The 21,756-nt window shown below is 64.9% G+C and carries 18 protein-coding genes, 1 tRNA gene and 1 pseudogene; 4 read left to right on the forward strand and 16 right to left on the reverse strand.

Going from position 1 to position 21,756, the window contains the following annotated elements:
• Positions 1–33 precede the first annotated feature (33 nt).
• Positions 34–2,805 (reverse strand): ImpA family metalloprotease, encoded by a 2,772-nt coding sequence (gene impA / locus AC1RB9_RS02925; protein WP_019396123.1) that lies wholly within the window; start codon positions 2,803–2,805, stop codon positions 34–36.
• 99 nt (positions 2,806–2,904) lie between these two features.
• Here impA and AC1RB9_RS02930 point away from each other — a divergent pair, with 99 nt between their 5' ends.
• Positions 2,905–3,048, forward strand: coding sequence for a hypothetical protein (locus tag AC1RB9_RS02930; RefSeq protein WP_152959728.1), 144 nt, complete (start codon positions 2,905–2,907; stop codon positions 3,046–3,048).
• 204 nt (positions 3,049–3,252) lie between these two features.
• Here AC1RB9_RS02930 and AC1RB9_RS02935 read toward each other — a convergent pair whose 3' ends face one another.
• From AC1RB9_RS02935 to rpsU, 10 genes and pseudogenes are all read right to left on the reverse strand, one after another.
• Positions 3,253–3,378 carry a hypothetical protein gene (locus AC1RB9_RS02935; RefSeq protein ID WP_003160853.1) on the reverse strand — a complete coding sequence of 42 codons (126 nt, stop codon included), beginning with the start codon at positions 3,376–3,378 and terminating at the stop codon, positions 3,253–3,255.
• A complete protein-coding gene (locus AC1RB9_RS02940; protein WP_003115346.1) occupies positions 3,375–3,710 on the reverse strand; it encodes a nuclease-related domain-containing protein in 336 nt (111 codons plus the stop codon). The genes AC1RB9_RS02935 and AC1RB9_RS02940 overlap by 4 nt, the downstream gene beginning before the upstream one ends.
• Positions 3,711–3,802: 92 nt before the next feature.
• Positions 3,803–4,924 carry a Fic family protein gene (locus AC1RB9_RS02945; protein ID WP_003113218.1) on the reverse strand — a complete coding sequence of 374 codons (1,122 nt, stop codon included), beginning with the start codon at positions 4,922–4,924 and terminating at the stop codon, positions 3,803–3,805.
• Positions 4,925–5,185: 261 nt separating this feature from the next.
• Positions 5,186–5,320: pseudogene (locus AC1RB9_RS02950) on the reverse strand (integrase); the annotation flags it as partial.
• Between the two features lie 153 nt (positions 5,321–5,473).
• A tRNA-Ile gene (locus AC1RB9_RS02955) sits at positions 5,474–5,550 on the reverse strand.
• A 16-nt stretch (positions 5,551–5,566) separates the two neighbouring features.
• Positions 5,567–9,304 (reverse strand): EAL domain-containing protein, encoded by a 3,738-nt coding sequence (locus tag AC1RB9_RS02960; protein ID WP_003459376.1) that lies wholly within the window; start codon positions 9,302–9,304, stop codon positions 5,567–5,569.
• A gap of 106 nt (positions 9,305–9,410) precedes the next feature.
• A complete protein-coding gene (gene rpoD, locus AC1RB9_RS02965; protein ID WP_003085035.1) occupies positions 9,411–11,264 on the reverse strand; it encodes an RNA polymerase sigma factor RpoD in 1,854 nt (617 codons plus the stop codon).
• Between the two features lie 79 nt (positions 11,265–11,343).
• Positions 11,344–13,338: a DNA primase gene (gene dnaG, locus AC1RB9_RS02970; protein ID WP_481864882.1), complete on the reverse strand. Its 1,995-nt coding sequence runs from the start codon at positions 13,336–13,338 to the stop codon at positions 11,344–11,346.
• Positions 13,339–13,420: 82 nt separating this feature from the next.
• Positions 13,421–13,870, reverse strand: a complete 450-nt coding sequence (locus tag AC1RB9_RS02975; RefSeq protein WP_003085042.1) for a GatB/YqeY domain-containing protein — start codon at positions 13,868–13,870, stop codon at positions 13,421–13,423.
• A 69-nt stretch (positions 13,871–13,939) separates the two neighbouring features.
• On the reverse strand, positions 13,940–14,155 hold the full coding sequence (gene rpsU, locus AC1RB9_RS02980; protein ID WP_003085057.1) for a 30S ribosomal protein S21: 216 nt from the start codon (positions 14,153–14,155) through the stop codon (positions 13,940–13,942).
• Between the two features lie 200 nt (positions 14,156–14,355).
• Here rpsU and tsaD point away from each other — a divergent pair, with 200 nt between their 5' ends.
• Positions 14,356–15,381 carry a tRNA (adenosine(37)-N6)-threonylcarbamoyltransferase complex transferase subunit TsaD gene (gene tsaD, locus AC1RB9_RS02985; RefSeq protein ID WP_003099590.1) on the forward strand — a complete coding sequence of 342 codons (1,026 nt, stop codon included), beginning with the start codon at positions 14,356–14,358 and terminating at the stop codon, positions 15,379–15,381.
• A 78-nt stretch (positions 15,382–15,459) separates the two neighbouring features.
• Here the strand turns inward: tsaD and plsY are convergent, their stop codons facing one another.
• Positions 15,460–16,029, reverse strand: a complete 570-nt coding sequence (gene plsY / locus AC1RB9_RS02990) for a glycerol-3-phosphate 1-O-acyltransferase PlsY (protein ID WP_003085061.1) — start codon at positions 16,027–16,029, stop codon at positions 15,460–15,462.
• Positions 16,030–16,112: 83 nt separating this feature from the next.
• Here plsY and folB point away from each other — a divergent pair, with 83 nt between their 5' ends.
• Entirely contained in the window at positions 16,113–16,466 is a 354-nt protein-coding gene (gene folB / locus AC1RB9_RS02995; protein ID WP_003099587.1) for a dihydroneopterin aldolase, read from the forward strand.
• On the forward strand, positions 16,457–16,999 hold the full coding sequence (gene folK / locus AC1RB9_RS03000) for a 2-amino-4-hydroxy-6-hydroxymethyldihydropteridine diphosphokinase (protein WP_003142783.1): 543 nt from the start codon (positions 16,457–16,459) through the stop codon (positions 16,997–16,999). Before folB ends, folK begins: the two co-directional genes overlap by 10 nt.
• Here the strand turns inward: folK and AC1RB9_RS03005 are convergent.
• From AC1RB9_RS03005 to AC1RB9_RS03020, 4 genes are all read right to left on the reverse strand, one after another.
• Positions 16,972–18,204 (reverse strand): multifunctional CCA addition/repair protein, encoded by a 1,233-nt coding sequence (locus AC1RB9_RS03005; RefSeq protein ID WP_003117955.1) that lies wholly within the window; start codon positions 18,202–18,204, stop codon positions 16,972–16,974. The two genes, folK and AC1RB9_RS03005, sit on opposite strands and share 28 nt — an antisense overlap.
• Positions 18,205–18,247: 43 nt before the next feature.
• Positions 18,248–18,754 carry a DUF4136 domain-containing protein gene (locus AC1RB9_RS03010; RefSeq protein ID WP_003085071.1) on the reverse strand — a complete coding sequence of 169 codons (507 nt, stop codon included), beginning with the start codon at positions 18,752–18,754 and terminating at the stop codon, positions 18,248–18,250.
• 93 nt (positions 18,755–18,847) lie between these two features.
• A complete protein-coding gene (locus tag AC1RB9_RS03015) occupies positions 18,848–20,401 on the reverse strand; it encodes a SpoVR family protein (RefSeq protein ID WP_003099581.1) in 1,554 nt (517 codons plus the stop codon).
• Positions 20,398–21,669, reverse strand: a complete 1,272-nt coding sequence (locus AC1RB9_RS03020; protein WP_003099579.1) for a YeaH/YhbH family protein — start codon at positions 21,667–21,669, stop codon at positions 20,398–20,400. Before AC1RB9_RS03020 ends, AC1RB9_RS03015 begins: the two co-directional genes overlap by 4 nt.
• Between the last annotated feature and the right edge of the window lie 87 nt (positions 21,670–21,756).

Raw genomic sequence — 21,756 nt, forward strand, 5'->3', positions numbered from 1 at the left:
GCATCACCCCGCGCCAGCCCCCTCAGCTACGACTCACGGAAACGGCCACGCCGGCGACCCCTGGCTCATGTCCAGAAGCTTCACCGTGCTGTATTCGTTGGTCCGGTTGTTGGCATAGAAGAACGCCGGCTGCTCGGCGAAACCGTAGGCCGCCACCTGTGCCTGGGCCGCTGCCGAGGTACGGATGCCCCATAGCGCGAAGGTTGGCCGCTGGTCGCGCTGGGTCAGCCAGGACAGGCCGAGCAACAGGTTGTCGTTGCCGTCCGTACTGCTGGCATCGCCGCTGTTTCCCGGGCGCTGGGCGTAGGTGCCGTAGCCGAGGGCAGCCTTGTTGGCGTCCCAGTCGGACTTGTCCACCTGGCGCTGGTGCAGGTAGAGCAGGGTCCAGATGTCCCAACCCTGCAGCGGATCGTTCTTCAGGTCGGCCCAGTAGTGCACCCACTGGGTATAGAAGGCCATCCGCTCGCCATTCAGCGCGTAGGTGCCCGGGTCTTCCCACAGGCGCTTGTATACGCCTGCCAGCGGATCGGCCTCGGCGCGTCCGGCGACGATCAGGTTGTAGGCGTTGCGGTAGTTGACCCGCGTATCGTCGAGGTTCTGCCCGAACTCGCGGAGCACGCGCCAGTCCTTGTGCAACGGGAATATCTGGTTGGAGATTTCGCCCGAGCGCCCGCCGTAGACCTTCAGCCGGTTCACCTGCAGGTTGTGCCCCAGTTCGTGGCTTTCGCCCCAGCCGCGCGGGTTCAGGCCCCAGGTCTGATCGTAGGGGTTGCCGCTGCAGCCGCCGCCGCACTGGGCGTACTGGTCGACGTTGATGTGCTGGGTGCCGGGCAGCTTGTGCAGGGTCTCGCTGTCGCAGTCCCAGCCGCGCACCGCGCATTCCTGCTGGATTGCCGGAGTCTTCGCCTGGTTGGGAATGGCGAAGCCGGCCAGGGTGTAGGCGTCGTCGATGAACACCTCGTTCAACTCACGGATGAAGCGCTGGACGTCGCCGCCATAGTCCTTGTCGATCGAGCCACGGACCTTCTCCACCTTGGCGTGGACCTCCACCGAGCCGCTGCGGATCTCCAGCCAGTCGGCCTTGTCGGCGTCCAGCGCCTGGATGAAGTCGGCAATCGCCTGGCTGCTGTCCTCGCCCGGCTGGATGTCGAGGAACGGCTGGCTGGCCGCGCCGGTTACCTTGACGGTTACCGTCTGACCCGGCGTGGCGCCGCTGTAGACCAGTTGCAACAGGCCGCCGTAGGGCGATACCAGCGCCACCGACTGGTTTGCCTGGAGCTTGATGTCCGGGCTCTTGAGGAAGCGCGGGCGGTCATACTGGCGGGTATTCCACAGCCGCGTCGAGCCGATGCGCTGGGTGTTCAGGCCGACCGCCAGGCTGGCCTGGCCAGCGTCTTCGATGCGAATGCTCAGGCGCTTGCCCGGCGCCGCCATGCGGCCGATGGCGGTGAAGCCCTGGGCCGACGGCAAGGTGAGGGTCAGGGTTTCCTCCGAGCCCGATACCGGCATCGACTGTTGGCGCTGGCCGGCGTAGCTGCCCAGTTCCTTCTGCGCCGCGCCGGCTTCGCGCACGTAGCCGACGATGGCGTCGGCGACGAAGGTTTCCTGGAAGCGCGCCGTGTCGGCGGCCTTGTCCATCGGGTAGCGGATGTTCTGCCGCACCGCGTCGGCCCACAGCAGCCAGAGCCGCAGCGAGGTGGTGCCGGGCAGGGCGAAGAGGTTCTGCGCCTTCTGGTTGTAGGCGTCGAGGGCGCCTTTCAATACATCGACGCGCTTGCTGAAGTCGCTCAGTCCCGGCACGTCGTCGCAGGTGGTGCGACCGACGTAGGAGGTGCATTTCGACCAGTCGTAGTCCGTGCGCCAGCTACCGTCGACGATCTGCTGCACCAGCGCCGGGTCCTGGCCATAGGCGCCGCCCAGCTCGACCGAACGCGTCCGGGTGCGGCTGGATGGCACCCTGTCCTTGTCCCAGTAGTTGCCGCCGTAGGGGCCTTCCTGCAGGCCCAGGCCGGCGAGGATCTGCTGGCCGGTGCTGCTCTGGTTCCAGCCATTGGTGTGCACGAAGAGGATCGGCAGCCCGGCCTGTAGCCGTGCGCGCACCGTGGCGCTCAGGCTAGCGGCGCTGGCGCCGTTGCCCAGTACCAGCAATTTGCTGGTGCTGGCGCAACTGGCGTCGGTCAGCGCGTTGCAGGCGGCGTCCGCCGGTTGCAGGCCGGCGCTCTTCAGGCCGTTGAGAGTGGCGGTCTTGTCCACCCCGACCACGCTGACCTTGAAGTCCTTCGCAGTAGCCGCGCCCGGGTCGCCGTTCACCAGCCACTGCACCGCCCGCTTCAGCAGCGGTGCGTGGGCGGCATTGGCCCCGCTCAGTTGGGTGAGCACGTTGGTGCCATAGGCCAGCCCGCGGCCGCCGGCCTCCAGGCTCAGGCTGGCGAGCACGCGCCCCTTGTCGCCAATGAGGAAGGGCAGGGTATTGTCCGGGTTTGCCGGCAGGACCCACATGCTGGCGGCGCCAGGATCATAGGCTTGGCTGAGGTTCTGGTAGAGACCGTCGAGCAACTGGGTGCGGGTCTGGCGGATGCGCTCGACCTGCTGCTGCAGGCGCAGGGCGACCAGGTGGCTGTCGGTCAGTTGCGAGGAATCCCCGCTGACCAGTGCCGCATCGAGGATTTCTTCCTGGGTGGCAGCCTGGGCGGACAGCGCGCCAGCCAGGCAGAAACCGGCCAGCAACGCTCGGTGGCGAGGGATGGGTGAGCGACTCATGTTCTCTCCTTGCAGTGAGGGAAATGCAGTGGTGGACAGGCTCACAACTGGCGCTATCGGCCCGTGGAGGGCGGCATATTGTTATGGGTGCGCCGGGTATCGCGTCGAACAGGGAATGGGCCTCGGACAATGCCGGAAATACGCATGGGCGATCCGCTGCATCGAACGAGTCAAGGCGAGAGGAGCATGTTGGGAAAGGCGGAAAAACTATCTGTTCTGGTTGTTTTTGAACTGCGTCTGATTATTTTGATTTTATTTTTACCGATTGTTCGAAGCGCTCTGGAATAGGCGCTCCAGCGTTTCCTGTGACGAAACGATCCAGACTTTGGTTAGGGGCTTGGAAAATACCGAGGATGTACTTCCAGAGCTGTCGATGGAGTTGGAAGTTGCAGTTTCATGAAGGTTTAGGTACTTCGAAGTTACCGCGTTGGCGATGGAATCGATATCGTCCGGTAGTGCCTTCGGAAGTGCCTGATAAGTGCCTTCCCACGCTCAGGCGGCGAACAGAGCCGCCACGTCCATCGGATTCCGCTCCGCCAGCGCCAGTTCGCCTTCGCCGAAACTTGCGCTGCTGCCGCCGACACCCTGCGATTGATCGCGCAGTGGCGGGCGATTCATGCCAAAGCCTGTGACCTGCAGCACGGCTCGCCGATGCAACGGTAGAGACCTATCGGCAGGTGCTGGAAACCTGCCGTTTCCAGCACGAAGATGCCGTAGGGTGAGAGAAATACGTGGTCGATCTGTGTCGTGCCGTCCGGCGTGTTCAGGGTGACGTTGTGCAGGCGGCGGTAGGTGTGCCTGTCCAGTTGCCAATGGGCGAACAGGCGCACCAGCAGTTCACCGATCTGCCCCTTGGCCCAAGGCGATTTGAGCAGGCCGATCAGCAGGGCTGCCGGGATAAACCAGGTCAGCATGCCCCAGACCTGGGCGACTATCGGGCTGTAATCCACTTTCTTCCTTGAGCCGAGCTGCTTAATGGAGAGGCGACCATTGTCCTATGGCGCGATGACGCATCAAGGACTGGTGAGCCCGGTGCAGGCGCTCAGCGTGCTATCTGGTAACGGGTGCTACGCCCTCTGCCGGGCAGTCGCTCGATGCAGCCCTTTTCCAGCAGGTCGCTCAGGTGGCGGGTCGCGGTGGCTTTGGAAACCTTGGCCACAGCTTGGTATTGCGCCGCACTGATGCCCTCCTCGAACCCCCTTTCGCCGCCATCGAGCAGGCGGTTAAGCACTTTGACTTGCTCCGCCGATAGGGTTTGGCTGCGGTGTGCCTGCCAGAAGCGCGCCTTGACCAGCACGCGGTCGATACGAGCAAGAGCCTGCTCCAGGCTGTTGAGCAACGTCGCGAGAAACCATTGCAGCCAGTTGGTGATATCCAGCGTGCTTTTCTGACTTGCTTCGAGAATGCGGTAGTAACCGGCGCGGTCGTCGAGGATGCTCGCAGACATGGCGTAGAAGCGAATGGCTTGCTGCTCACCCTGAGCCAATGCCAGATCGGTGATAGCGCGGGTGAGGCGACCGTTGCCGTCGTCGAAGGGGTGCAGGGTCACGAACCAGAAATGTGCGATGCCGGCGCGCAGAAAGGGATCGAGGCTGGCATCGCGGCGGCTGCTCTCGAACCAGGCGAGAAAGTCCGCCAGTTGCGCTTCCAGCCCCGCGCGGGGAGGGGCTTCGAAATGGACTGTCGGGCGGTCGATGCGACCGGAAACCACCTGCATGGGCTCTTCGCCACGCAGTGCACCGATGTGTAGCGGTCGAGTCAGCAGTTGCTCATCGGTGGGGAATAACCAACGGTGCCAGGTGAACAGTCGCTGTTCGTCTAGCGGCTCTTGATGTGCGTGGGTGGCATCGAGCAGCAGTTCCGCCAGGCCTTCGGAGCGAGAGGTGGTTCGACCTTCTTCGTGCAATCCCAGTCGCCGTGCCAGTGATGAGCGCACCGAACCGACATTCAGTTGCTCTCCCTCAATGGCTGAAGAGGTGACGATGTTCTGCAGCATGGCATCCAGGCTGCTCTGCACTTCGGTGTCACTCCCCACGGCACCGAGCATTCCTAACAAACGACCCTGAGCCTGGCTACAGGAGCGCAGCAGTGGTGCAAGCGCTTCGGCTTGCCAGTTGAACTGCGGCCAGTCGGGCTGCTGCCAGATCCAGAGTGGGTCGTTCATAAGGGATATTCATGAGCCGATTAGAGAGCCTATTCGGCTCATTTTGTGAGCCGATAATGGCAACTATTCGGCTCACTGTCTAATTCTCAAGCTGGGTTGATAGCTTGATGAGCATGCCTGTTCAGGGTGACTGAGTCAGCTAAAGCGCCTGTTTCAGCACGTCAAAAACCTTGTGGACAGAGGTCGGCCGTACCCCTTGGGCATCGATAAAATTTGATGCAGGGACATGTAGCTCTCGGGCTACAAAATGGGGGCAGGTCACATGCGCTCGGAGCCGCAGTGCTGGATGTACACGCCGCGTACCATCTCGTCTTCGGTGCGGCGTGCCCAGTCTTCGGCGTCGCGCTTGGTGCGGAAGGTTTTTTCGTTGGTCGGCCAATCCGTTTTGCGGCCCACGGGAAGGGGGGACGACTGTTGCCATCAGATAAGGACTCCAAAGGCAAACTGGCTAACCAGTACTGTACCGACTTTGTACCTTTTGGCCATGGAGTCGTTTATGAGGCCACTACCCTAGAAAGCGCAAAGCCGCGCAGTGCGCGGCTTTGAAGGTGGTGGGCCCACACGGACTCGAACCGTGGACCAAAGGATTATGAGTCCTCTGCTCTAACCGACTGAGCTATAGGCCCCCAGAAGGTCGGCGGATTATACCGGCGCTTCTCGGGGAGCGCCAATCGGCTGGCGCGGTTTGAGGAATTTGCTGGCGAACAGCTCGGCGGGCAGCGGCGGACTGAGGACGAAGCCCTGGATCTGCTCGCAGCCTTCGTGGGTGAGGAAGCTCTGCTGACCTTCGGTTTCCACGCCTTCGGCGATCACCGTGAGCTGCATGCTGCGGCCGAGGGCGATGATGGCGCGGGTGATGGCGGCATCGTGGGGATCGTCGGGAAGGCCGCGGATGAACGACTTGTCGATCTTCAGGATGTCCAGCGGCAGGCGCTTGAGGTAGCTGAGCGAGGAGTAGCCGGTGCCGAAGTCGTCGATCGCCAGCTGTACGCCGAGGCGCTTGAGGCCGTGGAGGACGGCGAGGGCCTCCTCGGTCTGGTTCATGATGAAGCTCTCGGTGATTTCCAGTTGCAGCCGCGACGGTTCCAGGCCGGACTGCTCCAGCAGTTGCTCGAGGCGTTCGATCAGTTGCGGCTGGCCGAGCTGGGCGCCGGCGAGGTTGACCGACAGCGGGCCGAACGGCGCGTGCAGCTTTTGCCATTCGCCCATCTGCTGGCAGGCGTGTTCCAGCACCCAGTCGCCGAGGGGCAGGATCAGGCCGCAATCCTCGGCGAGGGGGATGAAGCGCTCCGGGGAAATTTCCCCGAACAGCGGATGGTACCAGCGCACCAGTGCCTCGGCGCCGACCAGCAAGCCGCTCTCCAGGCTCAGCTTGGGTTGGTAGTAGAGCTGCAACTCGTCGCGCTCGAGGGCGCGGCGCAGTTCGGTTTCCAGCGCCATGCGCTCGGTGGCCAGGTAGGTCAGTTCGCGGGTGTAGTACTCGATGCGGCTGCGGCCCCGCGACTTGGCGCGGTACATGGCGGCGTCGGCGTTCTTCACCAGGGTCGGGGCGTCGTCGCCGTCCTTGGGGAACAGGGCGATGCCGACGCTGGCGCTGACGAAGAATTCATGACCGTCGGCCTGGAACGGCGCGGTGAAGGCATTCAGCAGCTTGCGCGCGACGTGCTCGGCGTCGCTTTCCTGGTGCAGGCCGGGGAGCAGGATGATGAATTCGTCGCCCCCCAGGCGGGCCACGGTATCGACGTCGCGCAACTGGTCGCGCAGGCGTTCGGCGATGGCCTTGAGCAGCAGGTCGCCGATGGGATGGCCGAGGCTGTCGTTGATGTGCTTGAAGCGGTCCAGGTCGATGAACAGCACGGCGCCGGGACGGCTCTCTTCGCGGGCCTCGTCGAGGGCGTGATTGAGCCGGCTCTCGAACAGCAGGCGATTGGGCAGGCCGGTGAGCGGATCGTGGTGGGCCTGGTAGTCGAGCCGGGCCTGGGCGTACTTGAGGGTGGAGATATCGGCAAAGACGCCGACGAAGTGGGTGATCTCGCCCTGCGGATTGTGTACCGCGCTGATGGTCAGCCATTCGGGGTACAGCTCGCCGGTCTTGCGTCGGTTCCAGATCTCGCCCTGCCAGTGCCCGTCGCGCTCCAGCTGGTTCCACATGGCGAGGTAGAAGCTGGAGTCGTGTTGTCCGGAGGAGAGCAGGCTGGGCGAGCGTCCCAGCGCCTCCTGCTCGCTGTAGCCGGTGATCTCGCTGAAGGCGCGGTTGACCGCGGTGATGCGTTGGCGGGTATCGGTGATCATCACGCCTTCGGCGGTGCTTTCGAAGACGGTGGCGGCCTGCTGCAGCTTCTCCTGCATGAGCTGGCGCTCGGTGATATCGCGGGCGATGGTCAGCACGCAGTCCTCGCCATCGATGCTGATCCGGTGGGCGGACATCTCGCACTGGCGGATGCCACCGTTGCGGTCCCGTACAGGGGCGGTGAAGCCCTGGGTCAGGGTGTGGTGGCGTACCAGCGAGATCAGGCGCTTGCGGTCCTCGGTGTCGACCCACAGGCCGAGTTCGAGCGTGGAGCGGGAGATGACCTCGTCGCGGCGGTAGCCGGTGAGACGGGTGAAGCCTTCGTTCACGTCGATCAGCGTGCCGTCTTCGAGGCGGCTGATCAGCAGACCGTCGGGGTAGGCATGGAAGGCGTTGGCGAACTTCTCCTCGGAGATCCGCAGCAGTTCCTGGGTCTCCACCAGGTGGGTGATGTCGCGGATCACCACCACCAGCGCCGGGGTCTGGTCGAGGGCCACGTGCTGGGCGCTGAGCAGCGCGCTGAAGGTACTGCCATTGCGGCGCCGCAGGGGCACCTCGAGGTTGGTCAGGTTGCCGTGGCCGAGCTTTTCCAGGACCTGCGGGCCCAGGCCGGGGAGTGCCCAGATGCCCAGTTCGGTGGCGGTCTTGCCGATGGCGTCGTCGGCGGCGATGCCGATCTGCTGCTCGAAGGTGCTGTTCACCGCGAGGAAGCGGCCGTCGGCGCCGTTGGCCAGTACCACCATGTCCGGGCAGTGGTGGAACACCGAAGCGAACTTCTGTTCGGACAGGCGCATGGCCTGCTCGGTGAGCTTGGCCTCGGTGATGTCGATCATCAGACCGCGCAGGAGCAGGTCCCGGCCTTGCGTGATCGGGGTGACCAGATCGCGAATCCAGACTACCCGGCCGTCGGCGGCGAGCATCCGGTAGTCGAAGCTGTGGTCGCGTCCGGCCTGGCTTTCGCTCATGCAGTAGTGGATGGCGTACTCGGCGTCCATGGGGTGCAGGGTCCGCTGCCAGAAGCCCGGCTGCAGCCATTCGCCAAGGGGATAGCCGAGCAGGCGTTCGGCGTGGGGCGAGACGTAGGTGAAGCGGTTCTCCTCGAGGCGCATTTCCCAGGCGATGGCATTCAGGCTTTCTACCAGTCCCCGGTAGTGCTGTTCGCTGTCGCGCAGTTCGCGCTCCAATTGCCGCCGGCGATTCACCTCGCGGCGCAGGCGGCGGTTCATGGCCAGCAGTATGGCGACCGAGACCAGGATCAGCAGGACGATGGGAAGACCGTAGGTCGCCATCTCGCGCCAGGCCGGACGTCGGTCGAGCAGGCCGCCGACCCAGGGGGCCTGGAGTCGCTCGATCTCCTCGGCGCTGAGGTCGGCGAGGACCTTGTCGACGATCCCGGCGAGGATCGGTTGTCCGCGCGGCACGGCCATCGCCAGTTGGTAGCGGTATGGCGTCTCGCCGCTGATCTCCAGGCCGTTGAGCTTGAGCTGGCGGAGGTTCCATACGCTGGAGGCGAAGTCGCCGACGAAGGCGTCGGCCTGGCCGGTGGCCAGCGCCTGCAGGGCTGCCGCTACCGAAGGCAGGGGCAGCAGGGTGAGGTCGGGATGCTGGGCGATCAGCAGTTCGTGAGGAGCATAGTGGTCGACCACCGCGACCTTGAGTCCGTAGAGCTCGTCGATGCGCTTCGGCATCGGGCCGTTCTTGCGTGCCAGGATGATGATCGGGAAGTCCAGGTAGGGCCGGGTGAAGCTCAGGTACTCCTGGCGCTCCGGGGTAGCCATGATGCCGGGCAGCAGGTCTAGCCGACCGTCCTTGGCCTGCTCCAGGACCTGCGTCCATGTCTTCGGTTCGACAGGCGTCAGGCTGACGCCCAGGCGTTCCTGCAGCAGGCCGACGTAGCCGGCGGCGAGTCCCTGGTAGCGGCCCTGTTCGTCGCGGAACTCGAATGGCGGCCAGGAGGTATCCACGCCCAGGCGGATGCTCGGGTGCTCGGCCAGCCAGGCCCGTTCCTCGGGCGTGAGCGTGAGGGCGCCGGCCAGCCCCGGCCAGCAGCAGGCCAGACACAGGAGAAGCACGGCCTGCAGACGCTGCATGAGGCGGTCTCGCGGTGGACGGGAATATAAGCGGAAGTGTAGACGCCGGGCGGCGGGGCAAGCGGCAAAGAAAAACCCCCGGTTTTTCAGGCCGGGGGTTCGTTCGTCACTCGTCGAGGAAGGAGCGCAGGTGCTCGCTTCGCGACGGATGGCGCAGCTTGCGCAGCGCCTTGGCTTCGATCTGGCGGATCCGCTCGCGGGTCACATCGAACTGCTTGCCGACTTCCTCGAGGGTGTGGTCGGTGTTCATGTCGATGCCGAAGCGCATGCGCAGCACCTTGGCTTCCCGGGCAGTGAGGCCGGCGAGGACTTCGCGGGTGGATTCCTTGAGGCTCTCGCTGGTCGCCATCTCGATCGGCGACTGCATGGTGGAGTCCTCGATGAAATCGCCCAAGTGCGAATCTTCGTCGTCACCGATCGGGGTTTCCATGGAGATCGGCTCTTTGGCGATCTTCAGTACCTTGCGGATCTTGTCCTCAGGCATGTCCATGCGCTCGCCAAGCTCTTCCGGGGTGGGCTCGCGACCCATTTCCTGGAGCATCTGGCGGGAGATGCGGTTGAGCTTGTTGATCGTCTCGATCATGTGCACCGGGATGCGGATGGTGCGTGCCTGGTCGGCGATCGAACGGGTGATCGCCTGGCGAATCCACCAGGTGGCGTAGGTGGAGAACTTGTAGCCACGACGGTATTCGAACTTGTCCACCGCCTTCATCAGGCCGATGTTGCCTTCCTGGATCAGGTCGAGGAATTGCAGGCCGCGGTTGGTGTACTTCTTGGCGATGGAAATCACCAGGCGCAGGTTGGCCTCGACCATTTCCTTCTTCGCCCGGCGAGCCTTGGCTTCGCCGATCGACATCGCGCGGTTGATTTCCTTGATCTCGGCGACGGTCAGCTCGACCTCGCTTTCCAGGGCCGCCAGCTTCTGCTGGTTGCGCAGGATGTCGTCGCGCAGGCGCTCGATGGCCTCGGCGTACTTCGGCTTGCTCTTCAGGACGCTGTCGACCCACTTCTCGTCGGTCTCGTGGTTCGGGAACAGGCGCAGGAAGTCGGCACGCGGCATGCGCGCGTCACGCACGCAGAGCTGCATGATGGCGCGTTCCTGGGCGCGCACGCCTTCCAGGGCGGAGCGCACGCGGGCGACCAGGGCGTCGAACTGCTTGGGCACCAGCTTGATCGGCATGAACAGCTCGGCCAGGCCGGTGAGTTCGGCGGTGGCCTGCTTGCTGCCGCGACCGTGCTTCTTCAGGGCCTTCTTGGCCTTGTCGAGCTGCTCGGAGACCGCGGTGAAACGCAGGCGGGCTTCTTCCGGATCCGGACCGCCGTCGCCTTCGTCGTCGCTGTCGCTGCTGTCGTCGCTTTCTTCTTCCTCGTCGTCCTTCTCTTTCGAGTCGGCGGAATCGTCCTTCAGGTTGACCGGCTCCACCTCTTCGGCGGGCAGGCTGCCGTCATCGGGATCGATATAGCCGCTGAGGACGTCGGAGAGGCGACCGCCTTCGGCGACGATGCGATTGTAGTCGGCCAGGATGCTGTCCACCGTGCCCGGGAACTGGGCGATGGCGCTCATCACTTCGCGGATGCCTTCCTCGATGCGCTTGGCGATTTCGATCTCGCCTTCGCGGGTCAGCAGTTCCACGGTACCCATTTCACGCATGTACATGCGCACCGGGTCGGTGGTGCGACCGATGTCGCTTTCCACCGCGGCCAGGGCCGCTGCGGCTTCTTCCGCTGCGGCTTCGTCGGTATCCGCCTCGGCCAGCAACAGGGCATCCGCATCCGGGGCTGTCTCGAATACGTTGATCCCCATGTCGTTGATCATGCGGATGATGTCTTCCACCTGTTCCGGATCGGAAATATCCTCCGGCAGGTGGTCGTTGACCTCCGCGTAAGTCAGGTATCCCTGCTCACGGCCTCGGGCGATCAACTCTTTCAGACGAGATTGCTGTTGCGCTTTTCCGGACATAACACCCTATCCACTGAAGGTCTTGGCGGGCAAAAAATAAGCAGAGGATTATACCTGATGCCTGGGCTGAGGCGCCAGTTCAGCTCTGGGAAGGCGATGAAGCGGCAACACTGTAGTGCTCTCTGAGCAAGGCTTTCTCTTCATCGGTCAGTTCACTGTAGCTCTTCTGCATGACGCTGCGTAAACGCTCCTCCCGCTCGCCGAAACGCTGGCTCTCGGAGAGTTTAGTAATGGTGTCGAAGAACTGCTTTTCAAGGTTCTCCTGGACGATCAGCCACTCCTTCTCGCCCAGGGCCTGCAGCAGGCGGCCCTGGGGCGTGCCGTGCCAGCGCGCGATGAGTTGCATCGAGCTCTGCCGCGGGTTCTTCTGCAGGGCTTCCAGCAGGGACACCAGCAACTGGGCGTAGGTATCCTGCTCCTTGGCGAGGGTGCCCGCATCGTCGACCTTCAAGGCCAACTGCGGATGATGCAGCAAGGTGCGCAGGGCGTTGAGGGTGGTGGACTCCACGCTGACCGGCGTTCGTTGCGGAGCCTTGAAGTCGCCGCGGCCGCCTTTGTCCCACTTCTTCTTGCCATCCCACTTCTTGCCGTCCCAGGGCTTCTTGTCCTTGTTCCAGCTCTTGCGCGGTTGCGCCTCGACATAGCCTGGCGCAGCGTCGAACGGCGCATGGGAGGGCTCGTTCTCGTAGTAGGCGCTGGCGGCGAAATAGTCGTCGCCGTCCAAGACGCCGCTCGCTCCGTGGTCCATGGACGACGGCGGCGGGCTGTGGTGCGCCAGTTGTCCGATGTTTTCGCCGGACAGGCCGGTGATTTCCGACAGACGTTGCCGCATCAGCAGGCGCAGGTTGTTCCCGGGAATCTTCTCCAGCAGCGGCGCGGCGAGGGTCGCCAGGTGGGCCTTGCCTTCCAGGGTGGCGGGGTCGGCCTCCAGCATCAGTTGCTGGAAGAAGTACTCCGCCAGCGGCTGGGCCTGCTGGGTGATGCGTGCGCGGAAGGCATCCTCGCCCTCGGCGCGTACCAGGCTGTCCGGGTCCTCGCCCTCGGGGAGGAACAGGAAGCGCACGCGCTTGCCGTCCTGCAGGTTCGGCAGCACCGACTCCAGGGCGCGCCAGGCCGCCTTGCGCCCGGCCTGGTCGCCGTCGAAACAGAACAGGATGCTCGGCACCAGGCGGAACAGGCGCTTGATGTGTTCCTCGCTGGTCGCCGTGCCGAGGGTCGCCACCGCGTTGCGGATGCCTTGCTGGGCCAGGGCGATGACATCCATGTAGCCCTCGACCACCATGATCTCGTCGAGGTCGCGATTCTTCTGCCGGGCCTCGTAGAGTCCGTAGAGTTCCTGGCCCTTGTGGAAGACCGGAGTCTCCGGGGAGTTCAGGTACTTCGGCTTGTCGTCGCCGAGCACCCGGCCGCCGAAGGCGATGATCCGCCCGCGGCTGTCGCGGATCGGGAACATCACGCGATCGCGGAAGCGGTCGTAGCGCTTGCCGGTGTCGCTGTTCTCCACCAGCAGGCCGGCGTCGAGCATGGCCTTGAGTTGCAGGTTGTCGCCACCCAGGTGCTTGAGCAGGTTGTCCCAGCCGGGCGGGGCGAAACCGAGGCCGAAGTCGCGGGCGATCTCGCCGGTCAGGCCGCGGCCCTTCAGGTAGTTCACCGCGGCTTTGCGCGCCGGGTGGCTTTTCAGCGCCTGCTTGTAGAACTCGGCGGCGGCGCTGAGCAGCGGGTAGAGCGGCGAGTCGGTCGGCTGGCGCGGCGTGTGCCCGCGTCCGCCGCGTTCCTCGCGCGGCACGTCCATGCCGGCGCGCTTGGCCAGTTCCTCGACCGCCTGGGGGAACTCCAGCTGGTCGTGGTCCATGACGAAGCCGAGCGCGTTGCCGCCGGCGCCGCAGCCGAAGCAGTAGTAGAACTGCTTGTCCGGGCTGACGGTGAACGAGGGAGTCTTTTCCTTGTGGAACGGGCAGCAGGCGCTGTAGTTCTTGCCGGTTTTCTTCAGTTGGATGCGTGAACTCACCACCTCGACGATGTCGGTGCGGTTCAGCAGGTCATCGATGAAGCTTTGCGGTATCAGGCCGGCCATGGTGTTCTCGAAAACGACGGCGCGTGGGCGCAGAGCGGCAGCATAGCAATTATCGCCGGGCCGATCAGGCCGGCGCGGTGTTTCAGGAGGAGAGGCGCGCCTTCAGGCGCTGGCTGACCTGTGCCATGTCGACGCGACCCTGGACCTGCGGTCGCAGCAGGTTCATCGCCTTGCCCATGTCCTGCGGACCCTGGGCGCCGCTGTCGACGATGCTGCGCTCGATCAGGGCGTCGATCTCATGGTCGTCCAGGGGCTTGGGCATGAAGTCCTGGAGCACGAGGATCTCGGCAGCCTCGACCTCGGCGAGGTCCTGGCGGCCGGCGTCGCTGAACTGGCGCTGGGCGTCGCGGCGCTGCTTGATCATCCGGTCGAGGATCAGCAGGGCTCGGGCGTCATCCACCTCGATGCGTTCGTCGACTTCGACGCGCTTGATGTCCGCGAGGGCCAGGCGCAACGTGGTCAGCCGCGGCTTGTCCTGGGCGCGCATGGCGACCTTGACGGCGTCGAGGAGGCGGGATTTGATTTCGCTCATGGCGGAAAGCCGAAAGCCCGGCCGGGGCCGGGCTGAGGCACGATCACTGACGCGTGGGCGTCGAGTGGATCAGTACAGGCGCTCGCGACGGCGCTGTTCGCGCTGTACTTTCTTCGCGTGGCGCTTCACTGCGGCAGCGGCCTTGCGCTTGCGCTCGGCAGTGGGCTTCTCGTAGAACTCGCGGCTGCGAACTTCAGCCAGTACACCTGCTTTTTCGCAGGAGCGCTTGAAACGACGCAGGGCTACGTCGAAGGGTTCGTTCTCTTTTACTTTGACGGCTGGCATCCAGGTCGTACCTTCACTGATTACCGGGGGTTGAACGTACTCCGGCAAGGTGGCGCGGATACGTCGGTTTTCAAGGGTTGCGGATATTAACGGTTCGGCCGGAGGAATGCAAAGCCTCCGATCGAAAAACACTGGTCTGGCGCAAAGCCGCCGATTATCATGCGCGGCTTCGTATTTGCCAAGCTCTAAGGCTCAAGCCCATGCGCGTGCTGGGACTGGAAACGTCCTGCGACGAAACCGGCGTCGCCCTTTACGACAGCGAACGCGGCCTGCTGGCCGACGCGCTGTTCAGTCAGATCGACCTCCATCGCGTCTACGGCGGCGTCGTGCCCGAGCTGGCCTCGCGCGACCACGTCAAGCGCATGCTGCCGCTGATCCGCCAGGTGCTCGACGAGTCCGGCTGCACGCCGGCGGATATCGACGCGATCGCCTATACCGCCGGTCCCGGCCTGGTCGGCGCCCTGCTGGTGGGGGCTTCCTGTGCCCAGGCGATGGCCTTCGCCTGGGGCGTGCCGGCGGTCGGCGTGCACCACATGGAAGGGCACCTGCTGGCGCCGATGCTGGAAGAGCAGCCGCCGCGGTTCCCGTTCGTCGCCTTGCTGGTTTCCGGCGGTCACACCCAGTTGGTGCGGGTGGACGGCATCGGTCGCTACCAGTTGCTTGGCGAATCGATGGACGACGCCGCCGGCGAAGCCTTCGACAAGACCGCCAAGCTGATCGGCCTGGGCTATCCCGGCGGTCCGGAAATCGCCCGCCTGGCGGAGCTCGGCACTCCTGGCCGCTTCGTGTTCCCGCGGCCGATGACCGATCGCCCCGGCCTGGACTTCAGCTTCAGCGGGCTCAAGACCTTTACCCTGAACACCTGGCAGCGTTGCGTCGAGGCCGGCGACGACAGCGAGCAGACCCGCTGTGACATCGCCCTGGCGTTCCAGACCGCGGTGGTCGAGACCCTGCTGATCAAGTGCCGTCGCGCCTTGAAGCAGACCGGCCTGAAGAACCTGGTGATCGCCGGCGGCGTCAGCGCCAACCAGGCGCTGCGCAGCGGCCTGGAAAAGATGCTCGGCGAAATGAAGGGGCAGGTGTTCTACGCCCGCCCGCGCTTCTGCACCGACAATGGCGCGATGATCGCCTACGCCGGCTGCCAGCGCCTGCTCGCCGGCCAGCATGACGGCCCGGCGATCAGCGTCCAGCCGCGCTGGCCGATGGAGTCGCTGCCGGCGGTCTGAGTGGCCGCCAGGTCGCAGTCAGGCAGGTGTCGATGACGCAGCTGGGCCAGACTGCATGAAGTTTTTTCCTTTTATGGATTAGAAATGCCGTTCGCGGCCGGCGAACAGATCGCGTAAGTTGGCGCGGTGCCGCCAGACGATCAGGCCGGTCAGCACGGTCATCGGCAGCAGCGCTCCGGGCTGCTGCCAGGCCAGCAACGGCAGGGTCAGCGGGGTGGCCACCAGCGAGGCGAGCGAGCTGGTGCGCGACAGCTTGAAGGTCAGCAGCCAGGCCGCCGCGGCCAGCAGTACGGCCGGCGGATAGAGGCCGAGGAGCATGCCCGCGGCGGTGGCGACACCCTTGCCGCCGCGGAAGTTGAAGTACAGCGGGTACAGGTGGCCGATCACGGCGGCGATGCCGACCCAGGCCTCCTCCATCACGCCGAGCCCCAGCCAGCGGGCGACCAGCACCGGCAGCAGGCCTTTGCCGACGTCGCCGAGCAGGGTCAGGATGGCGAGTTTCTTCCCGGCGACGCGCAGCATGTTGGTCGCGCCGGGGTTGCCGGAACCGCTGGCGCGCGGGTCCTGGGTGCCGAACCAGCGGCTGAGCAGGACGGCGAAGGAGAGGGAACCGAGCAGGTAGGCGAGGATCGCCAGTAGCCAGACCATGGATTCCACCGAGGACGAGGATGTCCTCGATTCTAACGGGGCGGCGCACGCTTGTCGTGGCATCCCTTGGAGCGGGTAGCGAAGTGGACAGAGTTTTTATCGAAGGCTTGGAGGTCGATACCGTCATCGGCGTGTACGACTGGGAGCGCGGCATCCGTCAGTGCCTGCGCCTGGACCTGACCCTGGGCTGGGACAACCGACCGGCCGCCGCGGGCGACGATCTCGCCCTGGCGCTGGACTATGCCGCGTTGTCCGAGCGGGTGCAGGAGTTCGCCCGGGAATCGCATTTCCAGTTGGTGGAAACCTTCGCCGAGCGCCTCGCCGAGGTACTGATGGGCGAGCGCGGCATTCCCTGGCTGCGCATCCGCGTGACCAAGCCCGGCGCGGTGCCGGCGGCCCGTGGCGTTGGCGTGGAGATCGAACGCGGATGTCGCTGATCCCGGTCTACCTCGGCCTCGGCAGCAATGTCGAGCGTGAGCGCCATCTGCATGCCGGCCTCGATGCGCTGGCCGCTTTCCTTCATGACCTGCGTTGTTCGCCGGTATTCGAGAGCGAGCCGGTGGGTATCAAGAGCGGGCCGTTCTTCAACCTGGTGGTGTCTGCCCGCACCGATCTGCCGCTGGCCGAACTGAGCCTGCGACTCAAGCACATCGAGGCCGACAATGGCCGCTATGCGCCAGAGCGCAAGGGGCTGCCGCTGGATATCGACGTGCTGTTCTACGGCGACCTGGTGGGCGATTTCGATGGCCTGGTGCTGCCGCGCGCCGAAGTGCTGAAGAACGCTTTCGTGCTCTGGCCCTTGTCCGAGCTGGCGCCGAACCTGGAGCATCCGGTCGCCCGCCAGCCGCTGGGCGATCTCTGGCGCGAGGCGAGGATCCAGCAGAAGCTCTGGCCGGCGCCATTCGAATGGCGTGGCCAGGCGTTGACTCCCGAAGCGCTGCTTCAGGCCTTTCCGCGTTCTTCCTTGTAGGCCTTGAGTGCGGCGAGGCGCGCACGCTTCAGCGCCTCGCCCAGTTCCGCGCCCTTCAAGCCCTTTTCCACCAGCGGCTTCACGCTGACTGCCCGCGCTGCCTGCGCCGCGCCGAGCAGGTAGGCGGCCTGCGGATAGTCCCGCTGTTCCAGGCCGAGGCGGCCGCGCGCGTCCATCTCGCTGGCGGCGACGAACTCCTCGAAACGCTGCGGGCGGCGATACACGTCGAAGCTCTGCAACAGCTCCAGCAGTGTATTCGGGCGCAGCTCCAGCGCCCGATGGGCGTGGGTGTGGTACTCGCCCACCAGGCGCGCCAGTTCCTGGCAGTCGCGCGGCACCCTGAAGCGCTGGTTCACCGCATCGATCAACGGCACGCCGCGAGCCTCGTGGGCGATATGGCGGGGCCAGTCCGCTTCGCTGGTGAGTCCCTTGCCCAGGTCGTGCAGCAGGCAGGCCCAGCGTACGCTGAGCGGCTGCCGGTGGCGGGCGCATTGCTGCAATACCGACAGGACATGGACGCCGGTATCGATTTCCGGATGGTGGGCCGCCGGCTGCGGTACGCCGAATAGCGCCTCGACTTCCGGGATCAGTTCGGCCAGGGCGCCGCAGTCGTGCAGGACCTGGATGAAGACCTCGGGGTTGGGTTCCATCAGGGCTCGGGAAATTTCCTTCCAACTGCGCTCCGGGGTCAGCGCCTGCAACTCGCCGGATTCCGCCAGTTGGCGCATCAGGGCGAGGGTTTCGGCGGCGATCCGGAAGCCCAGGCCGGCGTAGCGGGCGGCGAAGCGCGCTACGCGCAGGACCCGCAGGGGATCCTCGGCGAACGCCGGGGAAACGTGGCGCAGCAGGCGCGCCTCGAGGTCTGCCTGGCCGCCGTAGGGATCTATTACACGGCCCTGTTCGTCCTCGGCCATGGCGTTGATGGTCAGGTCACGGCGAGTCAGGTCTTCCTCCAGGGTCACCTCGGGGCTGGCATGGAAGGTGAAGCCGCCGTAGCCGCGCCCGCTCTTCCGCTCGGTGCGCGCCAGGGCGTATTCCTCGCCGCTCTGCGGATGAAGGAAGACCGGGAAGTCGGCGCCCACCGGGCGGTAGCCGCGGGCTAGCATCTCGTCGCTGCTGGCACCGACCACCACCCAGTCGATATCGGTGACCGGACGGCCGAGAAGGCGATCGCGCACGGCGCCGCCGACCTTGTAAATCTGCATGGGAATCCTCCGCGTGATAGGCGGAAGTCTACCCCAGGGTGTCCTAGCGGGCGCGTGGAAGCTGCCGGAGCAGGGCGCCGACCGCCAGTTCGAGCTGTTCCGGATTGGCCCTGGCGGGGCTGAGGCCGGTGCTTACCATACCTTCCCAAAGAACGCGCTCCTCCAGGTCGACCAGGCGCACGCGCAATGTTCCGGTTTCGTCGCGCAGGCGGTGGATCGCCAGATAAGGCCCCATGCCGGAGGTGGGCGGAAGGTCGGGGCGGAATTCCAGAGGTGCGTCGCGCAGCGCCAGCCAGTAGTAGACGCGGAATTGCGGGGTAGCGCTCTCGTGGTAGCCGTGGGCCGCCAGTCCCTGGCGCAGCTCTGCGTTTATCAGCGGATAGCGGTTGCGGTAGGGCAGGGCGTCGACCGCCTGTTCCGGCGGCATCAACTGGAAACCTTGCAGGCCGGGCAGTCCGGCGCTGGCCGGATGGGTCACCCGGGCGCTGGGGATGTGGCTGGCGCAGGTGGCCAGGACGAGGCAGAGCAGGACGATGGCGAACAGGCGCATGGCGGCTCCCGTGGACGGCCGGCTTCTTGTTCTGCTGTGGGCGGCCCGACCGTGCCGGCATGCTGGCCGGCGGTCGGGGCGGACGTCAACCGATCAAATGGGCGGGATGATCAGGTCCAGGCGCGGGTAGCCTTCCTCGCCCTCGCTGGCGCCCTTGGGCGGCATGTGGTGGGTCTGCACGAGCTGGTCGCCCTGCAGGGTCTCCAGGTGGATATCGAAGCCCCACAAGCGATGCAGGTGCTTGAGCACGTCGGCGGTGGAGTCGCTCAGCGGCTGGCGGTCGAACTGCTGGTGGCGCAGGGTCAGCGAGCGGTCGCCGCGACGGTCGACGTTCCAGATCTGGATGTTCGGCTCGCGGTTGCCGAGGTTGTACTGCGCCGCCAGGGTCTCGCGGATGGTGCGGTAGCCGGCTTCGTCGTGGATCGCCGCGACCAGCAGGTCGTCCTTCTGGTCGTCGTCGAGAATGCTGAACAGCTTCAGGTCGCGAATCACCTTGGGCGAGAGGAACTGCAGGATGAAGCTTTCGTCCTTGAAGCTCTTCATGGCGAACTTCAGCGTGGCCAGCCAGTCGCTGCCGGCGATATCCGGGAACCAGCGGCGGTCCTCGTCGGTAGGTTCCTCGCAGATGCGGCGGATGTCGCGGTACATGGCGAAGCCCAGGGCGTAGGGGTTGATGCCGCTGTAATAGGGGCTGTCGAAGGACGGCTGGTAGACCACGCTGGTGTGGTATTGCAGGAACTCCATCATGAAGCCGTCGTTGACCAGGCCTTCGTCGTAGAGGTCGTTGAGCAGCGTGTAGTGCCAGAAGGTCGCCCAGCCTTCGTTCATCACCTGGGTCTGGCGTTGCGGGTAGAAATACTGGGCGATCTTGCGCACGATGCGGATCACCTCGCGCTGCCAGGGCTCCAGAAGCGGCGCGTTCTTCTCGATGAAGTAGAGGATGTTCTCCTGCGGCTCGCTCGGATAGCGCGCCATGGATTGTTCCTTGTCCTTGCCGCCGACGCGCGGGATGGTCCGCCAGAGGTCATTGACCTGGCGCTGGATCAGTTCCTCGCGCTCCTTCTGCCGCTGCCGCTCCTCTTCCGCGGAAATCGGGTAGGGACGCTTGTAGCGGTCGACACCGTAGTTCATCAGGGCGTGGCAGGAGTCGAGCAGGTCTTCCACCGCGTCGATCCCGTAGCGCTCCTCGCACTGCATGATGTACTGCTTGGCGAACACCAGGTAATCGATGATCGAACTGGCATCGGTCCAGGTGCGGAACAGGTAGTTGCCCTTGAAGAAACTGTTGTGCCCGTAGCAGGCGTGGGCGATCACCAGCGCCTGCATGCACTGGGTGTTTTCCTCCATCAGGTAGGCGATGCAGGGATCGGAGTTGATCACGATCTCGTAGGCCAGGCCCATCTGGCCACGCTTGTAGTTCTTTTCCGTACTGAGGAAGTGCTTGCCGTAGGACCAGTGGTTATAGCCGATCGGCATGCCCACCGAGGCGTAGGCGTCCATCATCTGCTCGGCGGTGATCACCTCGATCTGGTTCGGATAGGTATCCAGGGCATAGCGCTCGGCGATCCTGCTGATTTCCCGGTCGTACTGCTGGATCAGCTCGAAGGTCCATTCCGAGCCGGTGGCGATGGGCTGGCGCTTGCTCATGCGACGAGCCTCCTCTGGAACAGCTCGCGGAACACCGGGTAGATGTCCGATGCCGAGACGATCTGCTGCTGGGCGAAGCTGTCTTCGAAGGCTTCGCGCACGCGCTCGTACTCGAACCACAGGGCCTGGTGTTCGCGCGGGGTGATCTCGACGTAGGTGTAGTACTGGACGAACGGCATGATCTGCTTGAGGAGGATGTCCCGGCACACCGGCGAGTCGTCGTTCCAGTTGTCGCCGTCCGAGGCCTGGGCGGCGTAGATGTTCCACTCATGGGTCGGATAACGCTCGGCCATGATCTCCTGCATCATCTTCAGCGCGCTGGAGACGATGGTGCCGCCGGTCTCGCGGGAGTAGAAGAACTCCTCCTCGTCGACCTCGCGGGCGCTGGTGTGGTGGCGGATGAACACCACTTCGATCTTCTCGTAGTTCCGCTTGAGGAACAGGTAGAGCAGGATGAAGAAGCGCTTGGCGATGTCCTTGGTCGCCTGGGTCATCGAGCCGGAGACGTCCATCAGGCAGAACATCACCGCCTTGGAGGTGGGGTTGGGCTGCTTGACCAGCAGGTTGTACTTGAGATCGAAGGTATCGAGGAACGGCACCCGGTCGATGCGCGCGCGGAGCTTGGCGATTTCCAGCTCGAGTTCCTGGATATCGCCGAGGTTGTCCGGCTCTTCGCGCTTGATCCGCTCCAGTTCCTTCAGCGCCGCGCGCAGCTTGGCCCGGCTGCCGCCGGACAGCGCGATGCGCCGCGCATGGGCCGAGCGCAGGGTGCGGACGATGTTGATGCGCGACGGGTTGCCGTCGTTGCTGATGCCGGCGCGGACGGTCTTGAAGGTGTCGGTGCCGGTGATGTGGCGCTTGACCAGGTTGGGCAGCTCCAGGTCCTCGAACATGAAGTCGAGGAATTCCTCCTGGGTGATCTGGAAGACGAAGTCGTCCATGCCTTCGCCGCTGTTGCTGGCCTTGCCGCCGCCGCGGCCGCCCCCGCCGCCGGATGGGCGGGCGATGTGCTCGCCGGCGGTGAATTCCTTGTTGCCGGGGTGGACGACGGTCTGCCGCCCGCCGCGGCCATGGTGCAGCACCGGTTCGTCGATATCGCGCCCGGGAATGCTGATCTGCTCGCCGTGCTCCATGTCGGTAATGGAACGCCGGCTGACGGCCTCCTCGACGGCCTTCTTGATGTGTTCACGGTAGCGCCTCAGGAAGCGCTGGCGGTTCACCGTGCTCTTGTTCTTGCCGTTCAGACGCCGGTCGATGACGTAGCTCATGAATGCTCCTCAGGGCCTGTGGCGCCCCGCCGGAGCGGAGGCGCCGAGGTCCGAATGCGACGGCGACCGGTACGGTCGCAGCGACCG

It is taken from the genome of Pseudomonas sp. 20-5 (assembly GCF_056782835.1).